The organism is Streptomyces sp. NPDC059897 (assembly GCF_042730865.1).
GTDB lineage: Bacteria > Actinomycetota > Actinomycetes > Streptomycetales > Streptomycetaceae > Streptomyces.
On record NZ_JBHWKQ010000006.1, the window covers coordinates 216,790 to 236,073 of the forward strand.

A 19,284-nucleotide genomic window follows, 5' to 3' on the forward strand; every position below is an offset into this window, starting at 1 on the left:
GTGGTGGGTGCGGTGTTCCTGGACGTACGGCTGCTTGGGGCCGCTCGGCTACGTGGCGCGGAGTTCGCCGAGCGCGGTGATCAGCGCGTCGACGTCGGAGGGGGTGTTGTAGTAGTGGAACGAGACGCGGAGCAGGGTGCCGCGCGGGCTGGTGACGATGCGGCGCTCGCCGAGGGCGGCGGCCAGCGCGTCCGGTGCCGGGTCGGCGATCGCGACCTGCGGCCCCCGCAGTTCGGGGTCGGCGGGCGAGGCGAGAGTCTCGCCGGTCTCGGTGAGGCGTTGGTGTGCGTACGCCGTGAGTTCGCGGATGTGTGCCTCGACGTCCTTGGCGTCGACCTCCGCCAGCGTGCGCAGTCCGGCCGCCGCGGCGTACGCGGAGGGGATCGACGGCGTGCCGGTCTCGAAGCGTCGCGCGGTGTCGGGGAAGTCGAGCGTACGAGGATCGAAGCCGAAGGGGTCGACCCGCCCGAACCACCCGGTGAGCTGCGGCGCCACCTCGTCCCGCACACCGTCGCGCACGTACAGGAACGCGATGCCGGGAACGCCCAGCAGATACTTCAGCGCGCCGCACACCAGGTAGTCGCAGTCCAACTCCCGTACGTCGACGGGAAGTACGCCGAGGCCCTGATACGCGTCGACGAACACCCGCGCGCCCGCGGACCGCGCCGCCCGGACGGTCTCGGCGACCGGCAGCCGGACGCCGTTGCGGTACGACACCAGGGGGATCGAGACGAGGTTGGTCGTCTCGTCGATGGCATCGAGGTACCCGGTGGCGGGAACGATTCCGTCCTCGTCCGGCACGTGCCGCACCTGCGCGCCCCGCCCGCCCTGCGCCAGCCACACGTGGGCGATGGACGGGAACTCCATGTCCGTCGTGACCAGGCCGGGGCGGCGCGACCAGTCCAGCGTGGACGCCACTTGGTACGCCCCGTCGGACGCGCAGGGCACGACGGCGATCTCGTCCGTGGCGGCACCGATGTGCGCGGCGAACGCGGCCCGCGCGGCGTCGACCTGCACCATCCACTCACCCCAGGGTGCGCCGTGGCTGCGCATGGACCACTGGAACTCCTGCAGCGCCGTCAGCACGTGCTCGGACGCCGCGCCCTGGCTGCAACTGGCCAGGTGGACCGTGTCCTTGAGGGAGGGGAAGCGGGCGCGGAAGCGTTCGGGGGTGTCCAGGGTGTCGATCGGCACGGGGCGACTCGCATTCAATCCCGGTGAACGTGTTCAGTGCGGGTGATCGAACCAGTCGAGTGTGTGCGGCGTCAATGGGTGTGCGGACATGGGTACTTGCGGCGTCCGGGCCCGTGGTGTCATCGGCTCGGCGGCGTCACACTCACCAGGAACCGTGCGGGCTCCTCGCCCTCGTTGACGTAGCGATGGGGGACCCGGGAGTCGAAGGTGCAGCTGTCGCCCGGCCCCAACTCGTGGCGCCCGTCGCCCGCTTCGACGACGAGACGGCCGCTGAGCAGCAGCACGCACTCCTCGGACGGGTGGCTGTACCGCTCGCCGGAGGACGCTCCGCCCGGCTCCAGCGTGCCCTCCAGGACCTCGAGGCGCGCCGACCCGGCCGACACCCGCGTGTACTCGATCCCGCCCTGCGGCGACCTCACCTGGATCCGCCGCTCGCGCCGCACCACCGCGACCTCCTCCGCCTCGTCCTGCCGGAACAGGTCGAACAGCGGAAGGCCGAGCGCGGCGGAGAGCCGGCGCAGCGTCTCCAGGCTGGGGTCGGTGAGCCCGCGCTCGACCTGACTGACAAGGCCGGTCGACACCCCGGCCCGCTCGGCCAGCTCCCGCACGGTCATCTTGTGGGCCTTGCGCAGCTCACGTATCCGATTACCGATCACGGGGCGAGGTTAGACCACCGCCTCTCTTCCTCCGAAGGGCTCGGTCAATTGATCCGCCGCGCCGCCCCCGCCCACGCCTTGTCCCGCAGCACATACTTCTGGATCTTCCCGGTCGACGTCTTCGGCAGCTCGCCGAAGGTCACCGACTTCGGGGCCTTGAAGCGGGCGAGGCGGGTGCGGACGTGGTCGATGATCTCCGGGGCGGTCGCCGAGGCGCCGTCCCGGAGGGTGACGTACGCGGCCGGGACCTCGCCCCAGCGCTCGTCGGGCACCGCGATCACCGCCGCCTCCAGGACCGCCGGGTGGTCCATGATGGCCTGTTCGACCTCGACCGATGCGATGTTCTCGCCGCCCGAGACGATGACGTCCTTCGAGCGGTCGCGGAGCTCGACGTAGCCGTCGGGGTGCACGACGCCGATGTCGCCCGTGCGGAACCAGCCGTCCGGAGCCGCCGCGGCGGTCGCCTCCGGGTCGTTCAGGTAGCCGAGCATGACGTTGTTGCCGCGCAGCGCGATCTGGCCGGTGGTCGTGGCGTCCGCCGGGACGTCGGTGCCGTCGTCGGCGATCACGCGGGCCGTGCACGAGATCATGTTGCCCACGCCCTGGCGGGCCTTGAGGCGGGCCTGCGCCGCGCCGTCCAGGGAGTCCCACTCGGGGCGCCAGTCGCACAGCATCGCGGGACCGTACGTCTCCGTCAGCCCGTAGAGGTGTGTGACGTCGAAGCCCAGCTCGCCCATCCTGCGCAGGATGGCGGGGGAGGGCGGGGCGCCGCCCGTCGCCATGCGGATCGTGCGGCCCTGGGGCAGCGGTGCGGCCTCGGGGGCGTAGGCGATCATCGACAGGACGGTGGGCGCGCCGTTGAGGTGTGTCACGCCCTCCTCGCGGACCAGCCGCCACACCTCGGCGGGGTCGAGCTTGGGCAGGCACACGTGCGTGGCCGCCGCCGCGGTCACCGCCCACGGGAAGCACCAGCCGTTGCAGTGGAACATCGGCAGCGTCCACAGGTGCACCGAGGACGGGGTGAGGCTCGTGTGGCCGACCATCGCCACCGATTGCAGGTACGCGCCTCTGTGGTGGTACATCACGCCCTTGGGGCGCCCCGTCGTGCCCGACGTGTAGTTGACGGCGAGGAGGGAGCGCTCGTCGGCCGGGGTCGCGTGGAGCGGATCGGCGCCGGCGAGCAGCGACTCGTATTCCTCGCCCGACCTGATGCGGTGCGGCGGGGTGTCCAGGCGGGCGAGCGCGTCGTCCACCAGGACGTCGAAGGACGGGTCGTGGATCAGCACGGCTGCCTTCGAATGGCCCAGGATGTACGCCACTTCGGCCGCCGCGAGCCGCGTGTTCACCGCCACGAGCGGCACGCCCGCCCACGGCACGCCGTAGTGCGCCTCCAGGAGTACGTGGGTGTTCGGGGCGAGTACTGCCACCGGGCGTCCGTCGGCCAGCGGTGCGAGTGCGCCCGCCAGGCGGGTGCAGCGGTCGTGCAACTCCGCGTAGGTCCAACGCCGTTCACCGTCGACGACCCCGATCCGGTCGCCGTGCGCCGAAGCGGCACGGTCCAGATACGCGGTGGGGGTCAGCGGCTCGTACGACAGGGCGTCGAGGTCGGTGACGGTTTCCGGCATGGCGGCCTCCTGGGGGAGAGCGGGGTCCCGCAACCGGCTCTACCCCGTTCGGTGCCGGCCAAGCCGTGGGAACAGCGCCCGCCGTGCCTCGCCCGCGACGTCGTGCACGAGCGGCGCCAGCTCCTTGAAGTCGACCGCCTGTCGGTCCCCGCACAGGGACAGCGCCGCCGTGGCCTGGCCGCAGCCGTGCAGGGGCGCGGCGACGCAGCGGATGCCGGACAAGGTCTCCTCGTTGTCGACGGCGAGGCCCTCGCGCCCCCGGATCCTGGCCAGTTCGTGGCGAAGATCCGCGGCTGTGCGCAAGCTGCGTGCGGTGCTCTGGGGCAGCCGGCCGCGGTACGCCGAGTCGACCAGTCCGGGTTCGAGGGTCGCGAGGATCGCCTTGCCGACGGCCGTCGTGTGCGCGGGCAGCCGGGCGCCGAGCCGGGTGGGGAGGCGGGCCGCCGGTCGGCCGCCCGCCTTGTCGAGGAAGACCACCTCGCGCCCGTCGAGGACGGCGAGGTGCCCGGCGAGCCCCGTACGCCGGCACATCTCGTGCAGCAGCGGCGTGACGACGTCCCTGATCTCGCTGTGCCCCGCTGCCCGCCCGCCGAGCTCCAGCGGACGCATGCCGAGGCGGTAGCCGCCGGTGGAATGGGTGAGCCAGCGCAGCCGGATCATCTGGTCGAGGATGCGGTGCAGCGTCGAACGCGGCAGACCTGTGCGCTCGGCGAGGTCGAGCAGGGACAGGCTCGGGGTGTGCGGGTCGAACGCGTCGAGGATCACCGTCATGCGTTCGATCATGGAGATCGGCGCGGCCGGGGGCGGGCCGCGGTGCTCCGCCGCGTCCGCCGTGCCGGTGTCGACCGTTGCCGGTGTCGTCATGGTCGCCTCCCTGGTGGGCGTGCTGACCGGGAGCGCCAAGTGTCGACCGTAGGAGGGGGTGCGAGGGAAGTCCCTTGCGGGGCTCCTGCCGCCCATATACAGAATCCTCACTTCCTCCACGGCCCCGGCCGCCCGGGCGCCGTCCGTCGGTGAGTCCCACTGAGCGGGAGTGCGGGGCCCGGTGAGCGGGATGCGGCCGCCGGGCCCCTTCCGGGTGGTGCCGCGCGCCCACAGAGTGCGGCACGTCCAGCAGATCTGACGGACTGTCAAATCAAGCTGAGTGCGAAGGCCACGTCTACGTGAAGGGCATCGATGTCCGTGCGAGGAACTCACGCCGTCCCCCGGCGGGCCCGCGTGCTCTGCGGGGCGGGTGCGGCCGCGCTTCTGGTGCTGCTGCCAGCGGCGGCCGGAACGGCGGGCGCCGCCGAACCGGAAGCGGCCGAGGGCGAGGACTGTCCGGTGGCCGCGATGGCGCAGGGCGTACAGGTGACCGTGAGCGCGAGCAACGACACACTGCTGTCGGCGCCCGCCGGGGCGGGCATCCCGGTGGCCAAGTCCTGTGTGAACTACGCGGTCGGCGAGTCCTCGGGGTGGGCCGGCAGCCCGTATCCCGGGGAGACGGTCATCTCCGCCCCCGCTCTCATCGGCAGCCAGACCCGGCAGAAGTTCCCCGACTACCCGCTGTACGCGGCCTCCAGGTACCCGTCCGAGGACAGCGCGAAGGCAGGCCGGGCCCCGCACACCATGCGCGCGCACAGCACCAAGACGTCCACCGACACGGTGGCCGGCACGGTCCTCGGCAAGGACGCGACCGGCGCCTCCACCAAGACGGCCGCCCACTCCTCCGTCGACCCCGAAGCCCTCACCGGCACGGCGGAGGCGAGCGCCGACACCCGGCCCTGGTCCGTGAACGGCGTCCTCGACATCGGCCGCATCCGCAGCTCGGCCGAGGCCTCCGTCGACCGCTCCGGCAAGCTCGTCCGCGACTCCGATCTCACCATCGGCCGCACCGAGATCGCCGGCCAGGGCGTGGAGATCACACCGGACGGGCTCAAGGCCGCGGGGAAGGCATTGAAGCTGCCCGGCGGAGGCACGGGAGGAGCGGACCCGGCCGAGGCGCTCACCCAGGCCCTCGCGAAGGCGGGCGTCAAGATCCGCTACCTGGACGAGAAGCGCACCGAGCACGGCATCGAGTCCGCCGGACTCGAGGTGCGGGCCCGCCAGCAGGACACCCGCTCCGGCTCCGTCTACACCGTCACCTACGTGTTCGGCCGCGCCTCCGCCGACGCCGGCCGCGTCGAGGCACCTCCCGGCAGCGGCGACATGCCACCCGCCCCCGCCCCGCAGGCCCCCTCGGGGACGGGCGGCGGCGACGGCGCGGGCGCGCCCGCACCCGGCGGCGGAGGCGGCGCCGACACCCCGAAGACACCCCCCGACGGCGGCGGATCCCCGCCGGGCCCCAAGGACACCCGGCCCGTCCAACTCGCCACCAATCCGACCGACATGGGCGTCACCGGCCTCTACATCGTGCTCGCGTTCGGCGCCGTGGCCACGTTCGCCGCCGGCACCCTGCTGCGCCTGTTGGGAGTGAAGACTCGATGGACCTCGTGACCCGGATACGCAGTCAGTGGGACCGGCTGACCGCCGCGCTCACCGCGCTCGCGGGCGCCGTGACCCTCGTCCTCGGCTGGCGCGGGGTGAGCGGCACGCCGTACCCCGCCGAGCAGCTGCCGTACGTGATCAGCGCCGGGCTCGGCAGCCTGTTCCTGCTCGGCCTGTCCACCGCGCTGTGGCTCTCGGCCGACCTGCGCGACGAGTGGCGCAAGCTCGACCGGATCGAGCAGGTCCTGCGGACGGGCGGCGAGGCGGCCCCCTCCGCCGTGCCGCCCGCCCCGGCCCCGGGTGGCGCCGAGACACCGACTCCCACGGCCCCCGTCCCCGAAGGGAGCCTCCGATGACCGGCGTCGACCCGCGCGCCGCCCCCTGGCGCGACCGCGACGTCGTCACCGTCTGCGGCACCAGCCTCGCCGGGCTCGCCCTGATCGTGACCGCCTGGTTCGGAGCGAGCGCCACCGTGTCCACCGCCCGGCAGGCCGCCTGGATGAACCTCGGCGTCGCCGGATTCGCCGTGGGCGCGGGCGGGCTCTGCCTGTGGCTGCTGCGGGCGCGCCGGACCCTGGGGGAGCGGCGCGTGACACTGATCGCCCTCGCACCCGCGGACGACGACGAGGACACGCGCCCAAGGCCCACCCCTCGTATACGGAGCACGGACGACACACTCGCCCTGCCGCTCGTACGCGCCGAGGGCATGGAACGGCCGCACCGGCCGGACTGCCCGCTGGTCGCGGGCAAGGAGGTGACACCCGCCGCGGTCGGCGCGGGCGAACCGTGCGGGGTGTGCGCGCCGTGACCGAACTGCTGCCGTTCCTGGTCGTCGGCGTCACCACCGGATCCGTGTACGGGCTGGCCGCCATGGGCCTCGTCCTCACCTACAAGACCTCGGGCATCTTCAACTTCGCGCACGGCGCCATCGCCGCGATCTCCGCGTTCGTCTACTACGACCTGCGCACCCTGCGCGGCCTGCCCTGGCCCGTGGCGCTCGCCGTCGCCGTGGTCGTCGTGCCACCGGTCGTCGCACTCCTGATGGAACGCGTCACGCGCACCCTCGCCGCGGCGACCGTCGCCACCAAGGTCGTCGCCACCGTCGGCCTGCAACTCGTCGTCACGAGCGCCCTGATCGCCGGATACGGCAGCTCGGCCCTCGACTTCCCCGGCTTCCTGCCCACCGACACGGTCACGGTGATCGGCGTCCACGTCGGCATCGACCAGCTGACCTCCGCGGTCGTGGCGGCGGCCGGAGCGCTCGGGTTCTTCGCCTTCTTCCGGCTGTCCTCGATGGGCGTACGGATGCGGGCGGTCGTCGACGACCCGGACCTGCTGGAACTCTCCGGCACCAGCGCGTTCGCGGTACGCACCCGGGCCTGGCTCATCGGCTGCTGGTTCGCCGCCGCGTCCGGCATCCTGCTCGCACCCCAACTCGGCCTGGACGTACTCCTGTTGACGCTCCTCGTCGTCCAGGCGTACGGGGCCGCGGCCGTCGGACTCTTCTCCAGTCTCCCCCTCACCTACGCGGGCGGGCTGCTCATCGGTGTGCTCTCGGCGCTCGCCACGAAGTGGGTCGCCACGTCCGAGACACTCTCGGGCCTGCCTCCCGCGATGCCCTTCGTCGTGCTGTTCGCCGTACTGCTCCTGGTCGGCCGGGGCAGGCTCGCCGAGATCGGCGGACACCGGCCCGCGCCCGCCTCGAAACCACTGGTGAGCCGGTCGGCCGGCAGGATCGTGGCCGTGGTCGCGGTGGTGCTCGCGGGCTGCGTCCCGCTCGTCGCGGCGTCCAAACTCCCCGTCTTCTCTTCGGCGTTGGTGTACATACTGATCTTCGCCTCGCTGCAACTCCTCGTCCGCACCTCGGGCCAGGTCTCGCTGGCGCACGCCGCCCTGGTGGCGGTGGGTGCCTCGACGTTCTCGCATCTCGCGGTCGGCGCCGGACTGCCGTGGCTGCTCGCCGTACTCCTGGCAGGGGTCGTCGCCGTGCCCGTCGGCATGCTGGTGGCGATCCCCGCGATCCGGCTCTCGGGCCTCTACCTCGCCCTGGCCACCTTCGGCCTGGGTCTGCTTCTGGAACGGGCGGTCTACGGCACGACCTGGATGTTCGGCAGGACCAACACCCTGCCCGCGCCCCGACCCGGCCTCTTCGAGGGCGACGAGGCCTTCTACTACGTCCTCCTCGCCTTCGCCGTCGCGGGCTCCCTGCTCATCGCCCTCATCGGCCGCAGCCGCCTCGGACGCCTCCTGCGCGCGATGGCCGACTCGCCCACGACGCTCTCCACGCTCGGCCTCGGGGTGCACGTCACCCGTGTCACCGTCTTCGCCATCTCGGCGTTCGTCGCCGGTGTCGCGGGCGCCCTGTACGCGTCCCAGGGCCGCTCGGCGACGGGCGCGCCCTTCCTCTCGTACACCTCGCTGACCTGGCTGACCGTCCTGGTCCTGTGCGCGGGCCTGCGCTCGGCGGGCCCGCCCCTCGCGGCGGTCCTGGTCGCGGTCGTCCCCGCCTACCTCACCAACGACACCTTCGCCCAGGCCCTCCCGGTGATCTTCGGCTTCGGCGCGCTCCTCGTCGCCCTGTACGAGGCGGGGGCGTCGAAGCGCCGTGGCACGGGGACGCCCGCGCCGGACGAGTCGCACGTCTCGCGCGCCGACGAGCGCCTCGGGGCGCCGGGCCCGGCGGCGCAGCGCCTGACGGTGGCTCGCAAGGCGCGCGCCGCGCAGTCGGCACCGGCGCGGGTCCGGGTCGGTTCGGGGCTGCGGAAGGAGGCGGCGCGATGAACGAGACACCTGACGCGCGTGTGGACGGCCTTGAGATCGACGACCTGACCATCCGTTTCGGCGGCAACACCGCCGTCGACTCCGCCGCCTTCGCCGCCCCGCTCGGCCGCGTCACCGGGCTCATCGGGCCCAACGGCGCAGGGAAGACCACCACGTTCAACGCCTGCTCCGGGCTGCTGCGGCCCACCCGAGGCGAGATCCGGCTCTTCGGCAAGGACATCACCGGACGGCCGCCCGCCGCCCGCGCGGGACTCGGCCTCGGCCGGACCTTCCAGCGCATGGACCTCTTCGACTCGCTCACCGTCGAGCAGAACATCGCGCTCGGACGCGAGGCCGGGCTCGCCCGCGGCAACCCCCTCAAGCAGCTCCTGGCCACCCCCGCCGAGACGAAGGCCGTACGGGCCGCCACCGAGGAGGTTCTCGAACTGTGCGGCCTGGGCGCCCTGCGCCACGAGATCGCGGGCTCGCTCTCGACCGGGCAGCGCCGCCTCGTCGACCTGGGCCGGGTCCTCGCCGGGGACTTCAAGCTGCTGCTCCTCGACGAACCGTCCTCGGGCCTCGACACCGCCGAGACGGAGAAGTTCGGCGCGATCGTCACCAGGATCGTCGCCGAACGCGGCTGCGGCGTGCTCCTCGTCGAGCACGACATGGGTCTCGTCATGTCGGTCTGCGACCACCTCTACGTACTCGACTTCGGCCGGCTGATCTTCGAAGGCACGCCGGCCGAGGTGCGCGCGAGCCCCGCCGTGCGCGCCGCCTACCTGGGATCGGAGGCCGCGTAGTGCTGGAACTCGACGACATCGACGCCGGATACGGCGGCGCCCGCGTCCTGCGCGAGGTGAACGTGTGGCTCCCGCCGAAGTCCGTCGTGGCGCTGCTCGGCACCAACGGCGCGGGAAAGACGACCCTGTTGAGAGTCGCGTCCGGTCTTCTCGCACCCACATCAGGGCGCCTCACCATCGACGGCAAGGACCTCACGGGCAAACGCCCGCACACCCTGGCCCGAGCGGGCGTCTGTCATGTCCCGGAAGGGCGCGGGGTGTTCCCGACCCTGACGGTCAAGGAGAACATCCTCGTCCAGGCGGCGGGCGGCAACGTCGACGAGGCCGTCGAACGCGCCGTCACCGCCTTCCCGATCCTCGGCGAGAAGCTCGGCCAGCTCGCGGGCTCCCTCAGTGGCGGCCAGCAGCAGATGCTCGCCCTCGCCCGCGCCTACGTCACCGACGCCGACTACGTACTGCTCGACGAGGTGTCGATGGGCCTCGCCCCCGTCGTCGTCGACGAGATCTTCGAGTTCCTCGGCAGGCTGGCCGAGGACGGCCGCGCCCTCCTCCTCGTCGAGCAGTACGTGTCCCGCGCCCTCGAACTCGCCGACTACGTCTACCTGATGAACCGGGGCCGCATCGAATTCGCCGGAGAACCGGGCGAGTTGGACGGTGACCGGCTCGTCGCCCAGTACTTGGGCGCGCACACCTGACCACCCCTCTTGCCACTGCTTCGTTCCCGCGCTCCGGAGGAGAACCATGACCCCGACCCGTACACGCGCCACCCTGGCGGCCGTGGCGGCGCTGAGCCTGGTGCTCGCCGCCTGCGGCAGCCGGGTCGACCACGACACCGTCGTACGTTCCGTGGGCGGCGGCGGGAAGGTCGCCACCGGGGCCGCCGGCTCGGACACCGGAGTCGGGGCCGACGGCTCGACCGACTCCACCACCCCGGACGACGGCTCGAAGCCCGACGGGAAGTCCGCAAGCGGGACCGGAACCAGTGGGGGAGGAGGCGGGGGCGGCTCGGCGTCCGGCGGCGGTGGCGGAAAGGCGGGCGGTGGCAGCTCCCGCGGCGGCCCCATCGTCATCGGCAGCGTCGGGACGACCTCGGGGCCCGGCGGCGTCGCCTTCGCCCAGGGTCCGCGTGCCCTCCAGGCCTGGGCGGCCACCGTCAACGCCAACGGCGGCATCGACGGCCGCAAGGTCCAGGTCGTCGTCATGGACGACGGCGCCGACGCCTCCAAGGGGCGCAGCCAGATGCAGGAGCTCGTCGAACAGCGCAAGGTCGTCGCGATCGTCGCCTCCTTCACCACCACGCAGACCATGAACGCCTGGAAGAGCTACGTGGAGAAGAAGCAGGTCCCCGTCATCGGCGGCGACTGCTCGACCACCGCGTGGACCGCGAGCCCCATGCTGTTCAGCGAGTGCCCCGGCACCAACTCCGCGCTCGACGGCCTCGCCCAGGTCGGCGCGAAGTACGGCAAGGGGAAGAAGCTCGGCGCCCTCTTCTGCACCGACTCCGACGCCTGCACCCACGTGCACGAGCGGTTCTTCGGCAGCGGGAACGCCGCCAAGCGCCACGGCCTCGACCCCGTCTACAACGCCAAGATCTCCGTCACCCAGCCCGACTTCACGGCCGAGTGCATCCAGGCACGCAACGCTGACGTCGACCTGATGCTGGTGACCGGCGACCCCAACACCGTGAACCGGGTCGCCTCCTCGTGCAGCAGGCAGAACTTCAACCCGCAGTTCCTGCAGCCGGGCGCCACCGTCGACGGCAGCACCGCCTCCAAGCCGGGCCTGAAGAACGTCCTGGCGGTGACCCCGGTGTTCCCCTTCAAGGGCTCGTCGGCGGCCGGCTTCGGGCAGTTCGACTCCGCCTGGAACAAGTACGGCGGCGGCAAGGCGCCGGGCCCCTCGGCCGCGCAGGGCTGGGCCTCGGCGAAGGTGTTCGAGAAGGCGGCGCGCGGCGCCGGTGACATCAGCCGGGCCGGACTGATCAAGGAGCTGCGGACCTTCCGCGGCCAGCGCTTCGACGGACTGACCGTCCCGCTGACGTACACCAGCAAGGGCTCGAACGACACCAAGTGCGCCTTCGGGATGCGGGGTTCGGGCGGTCAGTGGACGGCGATGTCCGGTGGAAAGGCGTTCTGCTGGTGAGCCGCCGACCGGACCGCACACGCAACAGGCGGCGCACCCTGCTGTGGCATCAGATCCTGACCGGGGCGGTCGCCGTGGCGGCGACGGGCGGCATGGCGACGGCGACGGTCTGGCAGCTGGCGGACATGTCACCGGTCGCGGCCACGAGCGCGACGCCGTCCGGCACGCAGGTGGGCGGCGGCAGCCCCCCGCTGTACCCGCAGGCGCCGACGGAGATACCGGGGACGCGTCCGGTGCCGTTCAAGACCGAGAAACGCGACGGCGGGAAGCCTTCGAAGGGCCTCCCGGCACTCCCTTCACTCCCGACGACGCACGGGATTCCCGGCCGGGTCCTCGCCGCCTACCGCAGCACCGTCGAGGACCTCGCGGCCGAGTCACCCCGGTGCGGGGTGCGGATGCCGCTGCTGGCGGCTGTCGGCCGGGTGGAATCCGGGCACGCGCGAGGCGGCGCCCTGGACGGCGACGGCCGTACGCGAGCCCCCATACTCGGCCCGCGACTCGACGGCGGCCCCGGTGTGGCCGCCATCCACGACTCCGACGGCGGGACCTGGGACGGCGACCGGACCTGGGACCGCGCCGTGGGCCCCGCCCAGTTCATCCCCTCCACCTGGCGCCGCTGGGGCAGCGACGGCGACGGCGACGGCGCCCGCGACCCGCACCAGATCGACGACGCGTGGCTGTCGGCGGGCCGCTACCTGTGCGCGGCGGGCGGCGACCTGACCCGCGGCGCCGGAATCCGCAGGGCGGTGCTGGCGTACAACCACTCCGATTCCTACCTGGAGTTGGTGCTGAGCTGGATGCGGGTCTACGGGAACGGGGCCGTGCCGACGGCGGGGCTGCCGGGGGACGGGGAATCGCGGGGCAGGCCCGGGAAGTCGGAGGAGCCGGGCAAGGGGGAGGGGCGAGGGAAGGAGGACGGAAAGCGGAACGGGGAGGAAAAGGGGAAGGGGAAGGGCGGCAAGGAGTCGGGCTCCCCCTCGGCCACGCCCAGCCCCTCGCCGTCGGAGAGCCCGTCGGGCGACGGCGAGCGTCCGTCGAAACCCAAGCTGCCGAGCCTTCCCAGCCCCACCTTCCGGCTGCCGACCTCCGGCCACACACCCTCACCGCTGTTTCCCTCTCGCAGCCCGAAGTGAGCCCGTGAGGTCAGGCGTCGGCGAGCTGCGTGTCCAGCGCGGCGAGGAGCCAGTCGTGGGCCGTGCCCGGGGTCGGCTCCGGGCGGGCGCCGGCCGGGGTGGTCAGTTCCGCCACCAGGTCCCAGTAGCGGTCGAGGCGCGGATCGGAGGAGAGTTGCCCTGCGAGGCCGCGGCGGAAGTCCAGGGTGTCGCGGGCCCTGGACACACTCGCGTACGTCGTGACGAAGCAGTCGAGCGCCGCACCCGGCGCGGGGGCCTCGCCCGCCCGCATCGGCTCGGCCGCAAGATCGTAGGCCTCGGCCAACCCGGCGTACAGCACGGAGGATTCACGCGCGCCTGCCGTGCTGTGGGCGGCGGGCTGGGTGGGGCCCGTGTCCGGTGTGCAGGGGCGTGACACCAACGCGCACAGCCGCGCGAAGGCGAGCACCTGACTCGGGGTGGGGGCGTCGGGCGGGGCCGGAACGGCGGCCTCCAGAAAGGCCGTTCGCGACGCGGCCGGCATCCGGGGCGGCAGCCAGGCCCGCCAGAACCTGGCCAGTGGGGTTGTGCTCGGCGGGGTGTCCAACGAGCCGACGAGCCGCAGCCGGTCCGCACGCTCCTGCGGCGGGCACTCCTGAACGAGGCGCAGCGCCGCCTCCTGCCAGCGCAACGCGCTGAGCCGCGAGCCGAGGGTGCGCAGCTGCCCCGCGACGGCGTCCTCCAGGACTCCGTCCGCCCCCGCCCGCTCGTCGACGATGCGCCGCACCTCGGGAACGGGCAGGCCCAGACCGCGCAGCGAACGGATCGTCCGGAGCCGGTCGAGCGCGTCGGAGCCGTACCGGCGGTGCCCGCCCGCGCTGCGGGTGCGCTCCGGGAGCAGCCCGCTGTCGGAGTAGAAGCGGACCGTCTTGACGGTCGTACCCGCATGCTCGGCGAGCTCACCGATGCTCCACAGCCCGTCGGGCGAGCTGGGCGACAGTTGCACTTGAACCTCCCTCAGGGGGAGTTCCTAACGTACCTCCCGCCACTGACAACCACTGATGGAGGCGTGGAAATGACGGAGTTCGTACTGGTGCCGGGCCTGTTCACGGGCCCGGACGCGTGGCGGGAGACGGCCGGGAAACTGGCGGCCGAGGGCGCGCGGACCCACGTGGTGGACCTGGGGCCCGCCCAGGACCTGGACGCACACATCGCAAGGGTCGTGGCGGCCATCGACACGATCACGGAGGGCGCGGAGGGAGCAGACGGTGTCGCGGGCCGGGACGTCGTCCTCGTCGGCCACGACTACGGCGTGTATCCGGCAGTGGGCGCGGCCGATCTACGGGCCCACCGCATCGCACGGGTGGTGTACCTCGACACGGGTCCGGTGGGCGACGGCGCCGTGGCTCTCGCCGCGGTCCCCGACCAGGAACTGCGCGAACGCCTCGCCAAGGAGGAGAACGCCAAGGGAGAGCTGCCGGCCCCCGCCCGGGAGGATTGGCGGCGCTGGGGAAGCACCGCCGGCGTCCCCGACGAGGCCCTGGACCGACTGACCGCGCACGCCGCTCCGCAACCGCTCGGCACGCTCCTGCAACCACTGCACTTGACCGGCGCGGCCGACGGCCTGCCGACCACTGGAGTGCTGTGCGCGGAGAGCGGCGCGACCATCGACACCGTCCGCATGCTGCTCCGCTTCGGCGACCCGACGGTCAAGGCCCTGGTCCGCCCGGGCGTGACCTTCTTCGAACTGCCCACCGGGCACTGGCCGATGCTGTCCTGCCCGGACGAACTCGCCGACGTGCTGCTGCGCGCGGCGGCCGACGAAGGCACCCGTCTCGACCCCGTGGGCGACGAGGAGACGACACAGTCCGGATACCTCCGGCCGTTCCTCCTGGACGTACCGGAGATCCCACGCGAACGGCGCGGTGCCATCGACCTGTACGTTCCCGAAGGCACTTCGGCGGAGCCCCGCCCGGCGGTCGTGATCGTGCACGGCGGCCCCGTGCCGGAGGACGCACGGCCAACGCCGCGCGACTGGCCGACCCTGATCGGCTACGCCCGCCTCGCGGCATCACGCGGCGCGATCGGCGTCACCCTCGACCACCGGCTGCACGCGGTCACGGCGTATCCGACGGCGGCCGAGGACGTGGCCGCCGCGGTCGCCGAGGTACGGGCCGATCCCCGAGTCGACGCGGACCGGATCGCGCTGTGGTTCTTCTCCGGCGGCGGCCCCCTGACGGCACCGTGGCTGAGGGAGGCCCCGCCGTGGCTGCGCTGCCTGGCGGCGAGCTACCCGATCATGGCGCCCCTGCCCAACTGGGGCGTCAACGACCCCCGGTTCCGGCCCGCGGACGTGGTGGCGCGCGGGGGAACGCCCCCGTTCATCCTCATCCGGGTCGGCCGCGAGGCCCCGGCGGTCGCGACGACGGTGGCCGAGTTCGTCGACGCCGCCGAGTCGGGCAACGCCCCGCTGGAGGTCATCGACGTCCCCGGAGCACCACACGCCTTCGAAGGCCTCGACCACAGCGACGCCGCACGCGGGGCGGTGACGGAGGCGATGGAGCGGGTGCTGGGACGGCTGGGGCTGGGCTGAGGAGACGTCCGGCCACGGCATTGTGCCGGTCAGCCGGTGTCCCGAAGGCCTCGCATCTCCCGCTCAAGATGCGCGCGGAAGCTGCGCGGGGGACGGCCCGTGACCTGTTCGACCGTGGCGGTGGTGCGGTCCTCCGCTCCCTCGGCGATCGACCGGTCCATGTGCGCCAGCATCGCGGCGAACTCCTCCGGGATCTCCGTCGCGAGGTGGTCGCGCAGGTGCTCGTAGGAGAGCTGCTGGTGGGACACCGGACGGCCGGTGAGCTCCGTGATCAGCTTCGCGATGGTGTCGTACGAGAGGGGCTCGGGGCCGGTGAGTACCAGGTCGGTGTTGGGGGCGGCTTCGCCGGTCAGGGCGCGGACGGCGACTGCCGCGATGTCCTCGGCGTCGACGAAACCGATCCGGCCGCTGCCGGTCGCGGTCCGGATGACGCCCTCCTCGCGGATGCTCGCGGCGTGTGCGTGCGCGCCGGTGAAGTTCTGCATGAACCACGAGGGCCGCAGCACCGCCCAGTTGTCGAAGAGCTTGGGCAGATCCTCGTGGACGACTCCTACCGCCGGTCCGCCCTTGGGGATGGCCGCGGCGCTCAGCAGCACCGCGCGGTGGACGCCGGCGGCGCGGGCTCGGCGGAGGAACGGCAGCATGACGGCCGCCGGGTCGGGGTCGCCCACGGGCGGGACGAGGTACACACGGTCGACTCCGTCGAGGGCGGTGTCGTGGGTGGTGGGGGCGTACCAGTCGAAGGGGACCGGTTCCGTGCCGGGAATCGGGGTCGCGCCGCGGCTGGCGGTTCTGGCACGGTGGCCGGCGGCCGTGAGGTGAGCGGCGACGCGGCTGCCCGTGGTGCCGGTGGCGCCGATGACGAGTGTGGCGGTCGTGGTGGTCATCGGGCGCTCCCGGTGAAGTCGGCGCCGTCCTGCTGGACGGCCAAGGGGTTCCAGTAGTCGCGGTACGACGTGATGTGTCCGTCCTCGACCGTGACGACGGCGACGTAGCTCATGTCGAAGGGGCCGCCGGTCTCGACCAGGCGGCCGACGCCGCGCATCTCGACCACGATCGTCCGCGGGTCGGTGGTCTCGTGGATCCGCAGTTCGGGGAAGTCGTGCAGGTCGATGTGGTCGGGGTAGTGGCGCATGTATGTCGCGACGGCCTCCCTGCCGTTCAGGCGCCGTGGCCGGCCGGGCGGGGCGAAGGGGAACTCCATCACGCCGTCCTCGGCCCACAGGCCGACCCAGCCGCTGATGTTCTTGTCGAGGAGCAGCTTCAGGCCGTGGCGGAACAGTTCCGTCGGGGTGGCCGAGGCGGCACGTGCGGACATGCGTGTCTCCATCTCGTAGAATCGCAGAATACGGACCGTGGGTCCGTTTCGAAGGTAGCGGACCGTGGGTCCGTTTTGCAATGAGAGGGAGAAGCGCATGCCGCCCGAGCGCAAGCCACGCAAGGACGCCGCCCGTAACCGGGAGGCCGTCCTCGCGGCCGCCGACGCGCTGTTCGCCAGGGGGACGAGTCCCGAGGACGTCACCATGGCCGACATCGCGGCGGAGGCCGGCGTCGGCAAGGGCACGCTCTTTCGCGCCTACGGCGACCGCTCCGGGCTGCTCCGCGCGCTGTACGAGGCGCGGCTCGAACCGGTCACCGAGGCCGTCGAGTCCGGCCCGCCGCCCCTCGGCCCCGACACACCACCGCGGGAGCGCGTCCTCGCCCTGCTCGACGCCGTGCTGTGCTTCAAGCTGGACAACCGGCGCCTCGCGCTGGCCCTCGAGGGCAGCGGGAGCGGCAGCCCGTATCGGGCGGAGCACTACGAGCGGTGGCACGGCCTGCTTCGGGCCGTACTGGAGCAGGTGCCCGGTCTGGGCGACGGGGAGTTCACCGCGCATGCGCTGCTGGCCGCCACCCGCGCCGACCTCGTCGAGCACCTGGCCGGGCAGGAGGACGTACCGCGCGAACGGATGCGCGCTCAACTGGCGGACTTCGCGGCCCGCGTCATGGGCGGTGCGCCGGGCGACTCCTGAGGCCCGGCCGCCGTCTCAGTGAAGTGCCTGCGCACCTATGACGGACAGCAGCCGCAGCTTCTCGTGGCTCTCGCTGCCGGGGGCGGCCGTGTAGACGAGGAGGAGGTGGGACTGGCCGGGGTCGACGAGTGTCTGGCAGGTCAGTTCCAGCGCGCCGACCTCGGGGTGCACGAAGTGCTTCACCTCGTGGGGGCGGATGCCGACCTCGTGGTCGCTCCACACCCGGCGGAACTCCTCGCTCTGCGCGAGCAGCAGGTCGGCGTAGTGGGCCGCGCGGGAGCCGGGCCCCCGGAGCGTCGCCACACCCCGCAGGCCCGAGACGAACATGCGGGTCAGGAAGGCGTGGTCCTCGGGAGCGTAGAGCTCGCGCGTCGCCGGGTCGGTGAACCAGCGGTAGCCGATGCTGCGGGCCGGGCCGGTGTGGACGGTCTGGTCGCCGGTGAGCGCGATGCCGAGTGGAGTCTGGCGGAGCGTCTCGCCGAGCTCGGTGACGATCTCCGCGGGCGTGTCGTGGAGGCGGTCGAGCACGCGCAGCAGGCCCGGGCCGATGTGCGCGCTGTCCGCGCCGCGCGGGGGCGGGGTGTGTCCGGCGAGCCGGAACAGGTGGTCGCGCTCGTCGAGTGAGAGATGGAGGCCCTGCGCGATGGCGGCGATCATCTGCTCGGACGGGTGGGGGCCGCGCTCACGCTCAAGGCGCGCGTAGTAGTCGGTCGACATGTGGCACAGCCCGGCGACCTCCTCGCGCCGCAGACCGGTCGTCCTGCGGCGTCTCCCGCGCGGCAGGCCGACGTCCTCGGGCTGCAGGGACGCGCGGCGGCGCCTGAGGAACTCCGCGAGTCCGGTCCGGTCGATCACTCTTGCCTCCGTCACGCCACGCGCCACCTTCGATGCCCATTTCTATCGCCCGCGCGAGGCTCCAACCACGGACTGACAATCCCCCCTTCGTCGGTTGCCGTCGCCCTGGCGTCGTCCGAGGCTCTGGGTATGCCCCGCAAACCGATCGACATCACCGTTCCCGACCTGTCCGGCAGGCGCGCCGTCGTCACCGGCGCGAGCGACGGCATCGGGCTCGGCCTCGCCGCCAGGCTCGCCGCGGCCGGTGCCGAAGTGCTCCTGCCCGTACGCAATCCCCGCAAGGGCGAGGCGGCACTCACCACGATCCGCGAGAAGGCCCCGCACGCGGACGTGTCGCTCCGCGAACTCGACCTGTCCTCGCTCGACTCCGTCGCGGCCCTCGGCGAAACCCTGCGGGCGGAGGACCGGCCGATCCACCTGCTCATCAACAACGCCGGCGTCATGACCCCGCCCGACCGGCAGACGACCGCCGACGGTTTCGAGCTGCAGTTCGGCACCAACCACCTCGGCCACTTCGCCCTCGTGTCCCACCTCCTGCCGCTGCTGCGCGCAGGCCGGGCACGGGTCACCTCGCAGGTCAGCGTCGCCGCCAACCAGGGCGCCATCAACTGGGACGACCTGAACTGGGAACGCTCCTACGACGGCATGAAGGCCTACAGCCAGTCGAAGATCGCGTTCGGCCTCTTCGGCCTCGAACTCGACCGGCGCAGCCGGGCCCACGGCTGGGACATCACCAGCAACCTCTCCCACCCCGGCGTCGCCCCGACGAACCTGCTCGCAGCCCGCCCCGAGGTCGGCCGCGCCAAAGACACCATGGGCGTACGCCTGATCCGGACGCTGTCCGCCCGCGGCATCGTCGTCGGCACGGTCCACACGGCGCAGCTTCCCGCCCTCTACGCCGCCACCTCCCCGGACGCCGAACGCGGCCGCTTCTACGGCCCGAGCGGAATCGGGCACATGGGCGGCCCGCCCGCGGAACAGAAGCTCTACACGCGCCTGCGGGGAACGGACGAGGCGCGGCGCATGTGGCAGGTCTCCGAGGAGCTCACGAAGGTCTCCTTTCCCTGCGATACGTAGCGGCACGACG

The 19,284-nt window shown here is 72.7% G+C and carries 19 protein-coding genes; 11 read left to right on the plus strand and 8 right to left on the minus strand.

Annotation, left to right across the window (positions count from 1 at the left end; all coding sequences use genetic code 11):
* Positions 1–48: 48 nt before the first annotated feature.
* The 4 genes from ACFV9W_RS09925 to ACFV9W_RS09940 all read right to left on the minus strand — a co-directional run bounded on the left by ACFV9W_RS09925 (position 49) and on the right by ACFV9W_RS09940 (position 4,339).
* The gene (locus ACFV9W_RS09925) at positions 49–1,194 is read right to left on the minus strand and encodes an aminotransferase class V-fold PLP-dependent enzyme (protein WP_385757384.1); all 1,146 of its coding nucleotides are present in this window, start codon (positions 1,192–1,194) and stop codon (positions 49–51) included.
* A 119-nt stretch (positions 1,195–1,313) separates the two neighbouring features.
* Positions 1,314–1,850, minus strand: coding sequence for a helix-turn-helix domain-containing protein (locus tag ACFV9W_RS09930; protein ID WP_385757386.1), 537 nt, complete (start codon positions 1,848–1,850; stop codon positions 1,314–1,316).
* Between the two features lie 44 nt (positions 1,851–1,894).
* Positions 1,895–3,475, minus strand: coding sequence for an AMP-binding protein (locus ACFV9W_RS09935; protein WP_385757387.1), 1,581 nt, complete (start codon positions 3,473–3,475; stop codon positions 1,895–1,897).
* A gap of 39 nt (positions 3,476–3,514) precedes the next feature.
* On the minus strand, positions 3,515–4,339 hold the full coding sequence (locus ACFV9W_RS09940; protein ID WP_385757389.1) for an IclR family transcriptional regulator: 825 nt from the start codon (positions 4,337–4,339) through the stop codon (positions 3,515–3,517).
* A gap of 318 nt (positions 4,340–4,657) precedes the next feature.
* Between ACFV9W_RS09940 and ACFV9W_RS09945 the strand changes: the two genes are divergently transcribed.
* The 8 genes from ACFV9W_RS09945 to ACFV9W_RS09980 are packed head-to-tail and all read left to right on the plus strand — an operon-like array spanning position 4,658 to position 12,779.
* Complete coding sequence (locus ACFV9W_RS09945) at positions 4,658–5,950, plus strand: hypothetical protein (RefSeq protein WP_385757390.1); 1,293 nt, start codon at positions 4,658–4,660, stop codon at positions 5,948–5,950.
* Complete coding sequence (locus tag ACFV9W_RS09950) at positions 5,938–6,297, plus strand: hypothetical protein (protein WP_385757392.1); 360 nt, start codon at positions 5,938–5,940, stop codon at positions 6,295–6,297. The genes ACFV9W_RS09945 and ACFV9W_RS09950 overlap by 13 nt, the downstream gene beginning before the upstream one ends.
* Positions 6,294–6,749 carry a hypothetical protein gene (locus ACFV9W_RS09955; protein ID WP_385757393.1) on the plus strand — a complete coding sequence of 152 codons (456 nt, stop codon included), beginning with the start codon at positions 6,294–6,296 and terminating at the stop codon, positions 6,747–6,749. Before ACFV9W_RS09950 ends, ACFV9W_RS09955 begins: the two co-directional genes overlap by 4 nt.
* Positions 6,737–8,722 carry a hypothetical protein gene (locus ACFV9W_RS09960; RefSeq protein ID WP_385757394.1) on the plus strand — a complete coding sequence of 662 codons (1,986 nt, stop codon included), beginning with the start codon at positions 6,737–6,739 and terminating at the stop codon, positions 8,720–8,722. Before ACFV9W_RS09955 ends, ACFV9W_RS09960 begins: the two co-directional genes overlap by 13 nt.
* Positions 8,719–9,504, plus strand: coding sequence for an ABC transporter ATP-binding protein (locus ACFV9W_RS09965; RefSeq protein WP_385757396.1), 786 nt, complete (start codon positions 8,719–8,721; stop codon positions 9,502–9,504). Before ACFV9W_RS09960 ends, ACFV9W_RS09965 begins: the two co-directional genes overlap by 4 nt.
* Positions 9,504–10,199, plus strand: coding sequence for an ABC transporter ATP-binding protein (locus ACFV9W_RS09970; protein WP_385757398.1), 696 nt, complete (start codon positions 9,504–9,506; stop codon positions 10,197–10,199). Before ACFV9W_RS09965 ends, ACFV9W_RS09970 begins: the two co-directional genes overlap by 1 nt.
* A 46-nt stretch (positions 10,200–10,245) precedes the next feature.
* The gene (locus ACFV9W_RS09975; RefSeq protein WP_385757399.1) at positions 10,246–11,646 is read left to right on the plus strand and encodes an ABC transporter substrate-binding protein; all 1,401 of its coding nucleotides are present in this window, start codon (positions 10,246–10,248) and stop codon (positions 11,644–11,646) included.
* Positions 11,643–12,779, plus strand: a complete 1,137-nt coding sequence (locus tag ACFV9W_RS09980) for a lytic transglycosylase domain-containing protein (protein ID WP_385757401.1) — start codon at positions 11,643–11,645, stop codon at positions 12,777–12,779. Before ACFV9W_RS09975 ends, ACFV9W_RS09980 begins: the two co-directional genes overlap by 4 nt.
* Positions 12,780–12,789: 10 nt before the next feature.
* Here the strand turns inward: ACFV9W_RS09980 and ACFV9W_RS09985 are convergent, their stop codons facing one another.
* A complete protein-coding gene (locus ACFV9W_RS09985; RefSeq protein WP_385757403.1) occupies positions 12,790–13,743 on the minus strand; it encodes a MerR family transcriptional regulator in 954 nt (317 codons plus the stop codon).
* Positions 13,744–13,812: 69 nt separating this feature from the next.
* On the opposite strand from ACFV9W_RS09985, the gene ACFV9W_RS09990 reads away from it, so the two are divergent.
* Positions 13,813–15,330 (plus strand): alpha/beta fold hydrolase, encoded by a 1,518-nt coding sequence (locus ACFV9W_RS09990; protein ID WP_385757404.1) that lies wholly within the window; start codon positions 13,813–13,815, stop codon positions 15,328–15,330.
* Positions 15,331–15,359: 29 nt separating this feature from the next.
* Here ACFV9W_RS09990 and ACFV9W_RS09995 read toward each other — a convergent pair whose 3' ends face one another.
* Both ACFV9W_RS09995 and ACFV9W_RS10000 read right to left on the minus strand, forming a co-directional pair.
* Positions 15,360–16,217, minus strand: a complete 858-nt coding sequence (locus ACFV9W_RS09995; RefSeq protein ID WP_385757405.1) for an ergot alkaloid biosynthesis protein — start codon at positions 16,215–16,217, stop codon at positions 15,360–15,362.
* The gene (locus ACFV9W_RS10000) at positions 16,214–16,648 is read right to left on the minus strand and encodes a nuclear transport factor 2 family protein (protein WP_385757407.1); all 435 of its coding nucleotides are present in this window, start codon (positions 16,646–16,648) and stop codon (positions 16,214–16,216) included. The genes ACFV9W_RS09995 and ACFV9W_RS10000 overlap by 4 nt, the downstream gene beginning before the upstream one ends.
* A 97-nt stretch (positions 16,649–16,745) precedes the next feature.
* Here ACFV9W_RS10000 and ACFV9W_RS10005 point away from each other — a divergent pair, with 97 nt between their 5' ends.
* Positions 16,746–17,342 (plus strand): TetR/AcrR family transcriptional regulator, encoded by a 597-nt coding sequence (locus ACFV9W_RS10005; RefSeq protein ID WP_385757409.1) that lies wholly within the window; start codon positions 16,746–16,748, stop codon positions 17,340–17,342.
* A 15-nt stretch (positions 17,343–17,357) separates the two neighbouring features.
* Here the strand turns inward: ACFV9W_RS10005 and ACFV9W_RS10010 are convergent, their stop codons facing one another.
* On the minus strand, positions 17,358–18,197 hold the full coding sequence (locus tag ACFV9W_RS10010; RefSeq protein WP_385757538.1) for a helix-turn-helix transcriptional regulator: 840 nt from the start codon (positions 18,195–18,197) through the stop codon (positions 17,358–17,360).
* Between the two features lie 129 nt (positions 18,198–18,326).
* Here ACFV9W_RS10010 and ACFV9W_RS10015 point away from each other — a divergent pair, with 129 nt between their 5' ends.
* On the plus strand, positions 18,327–19,274 hold the full coding sequence (locus tag ACFV9W_RS10015; protein ID WP_385757411.1) for an SDR family oxidoreductase: 948 nt from the start codon (positions 18,327–18,329) through the stop codon (positions 19,272–19,274).
* Positions 19,275–19,284 lie beyond the last annotated feature (10 nt).

Coding starts and splice junctions, on each gene's coding strand:
- ACFV9W_RS10000 (WP_385757407.1), bottom strand. CDS start 16,648: ATGTCCGCACGTGCCGCCTCGGCCACCCCGACGGAACTGTTCCGCCAC.
- ACFV9W_RS09955 (WP_385757393.1), top strand. CDS start 6,294: ATGACCGGCGTCGACCCGCGCGCCGCCCCCTGGCGCGACCGCGACGTC.
- ACFV9W_RS09965 (WP_385757396.1), top strand. CDS start 8,719: ATGAACGAGACACCTGACGCGCGTGTGGACGGCCTTGAGATCGACGAC.
- ACFV9W_RS09975 (WP_385757399.1), top strand. CDS start 10,246: ATGACCCCGACCCGTACACGCGCCACCCTGGCGGCCGTGGCGGCGCTG.
- ACFV9W_RS09940 (WP_385757389.1), bottom strand. CDS start 4,339: ATGACGACACCGGCAACGGTCGACACCGGCACGGCGGACGCGGCGGAG.
- ACFV9W_RS09935 (WP_385757387.1), bottom strand. CDS start 3,475: ATGCCGGAAACCGTCACCGACCTCGACGCCCTGTCGTACGAGCCGCTG.
- ACFV9W_RS09950 (WP_385757392.1), top strand. CDS start 5,938: ATGGACCTCGTGACCCGGATACGCAGTCAGTGGGACCGGCTGACCGCC.
- ACFV9W_RS09995 (WP_385757405.1), bottom strand. CDS start 16,217: ATGACCACCACGACCGCCACACTCGTCATCGGCGCCACCGGCACCACG.
- ACFV9W_RS09990 (WP_385757404.1), top strand. CDS start 13,813: ATGACGGAGTTCGTACTGGTGCCGGGCCTGTTCACGGGCCCGGACGCG.
- ACFV9W_RS10015 (WP_385757411.1), top strand. CDS start 18,327: ATGCCCCGCAAACCGATCGACATCACCGTTCCCGACCTGTCCGGCAGG.
- ACFV9W_RS10005 (WP_385757409.1), top strand. CDS start 16,746: ATGCCGCCCGAGCGCAAGCCACGCAAGGACGCCGCCCGTAACCGGGAG.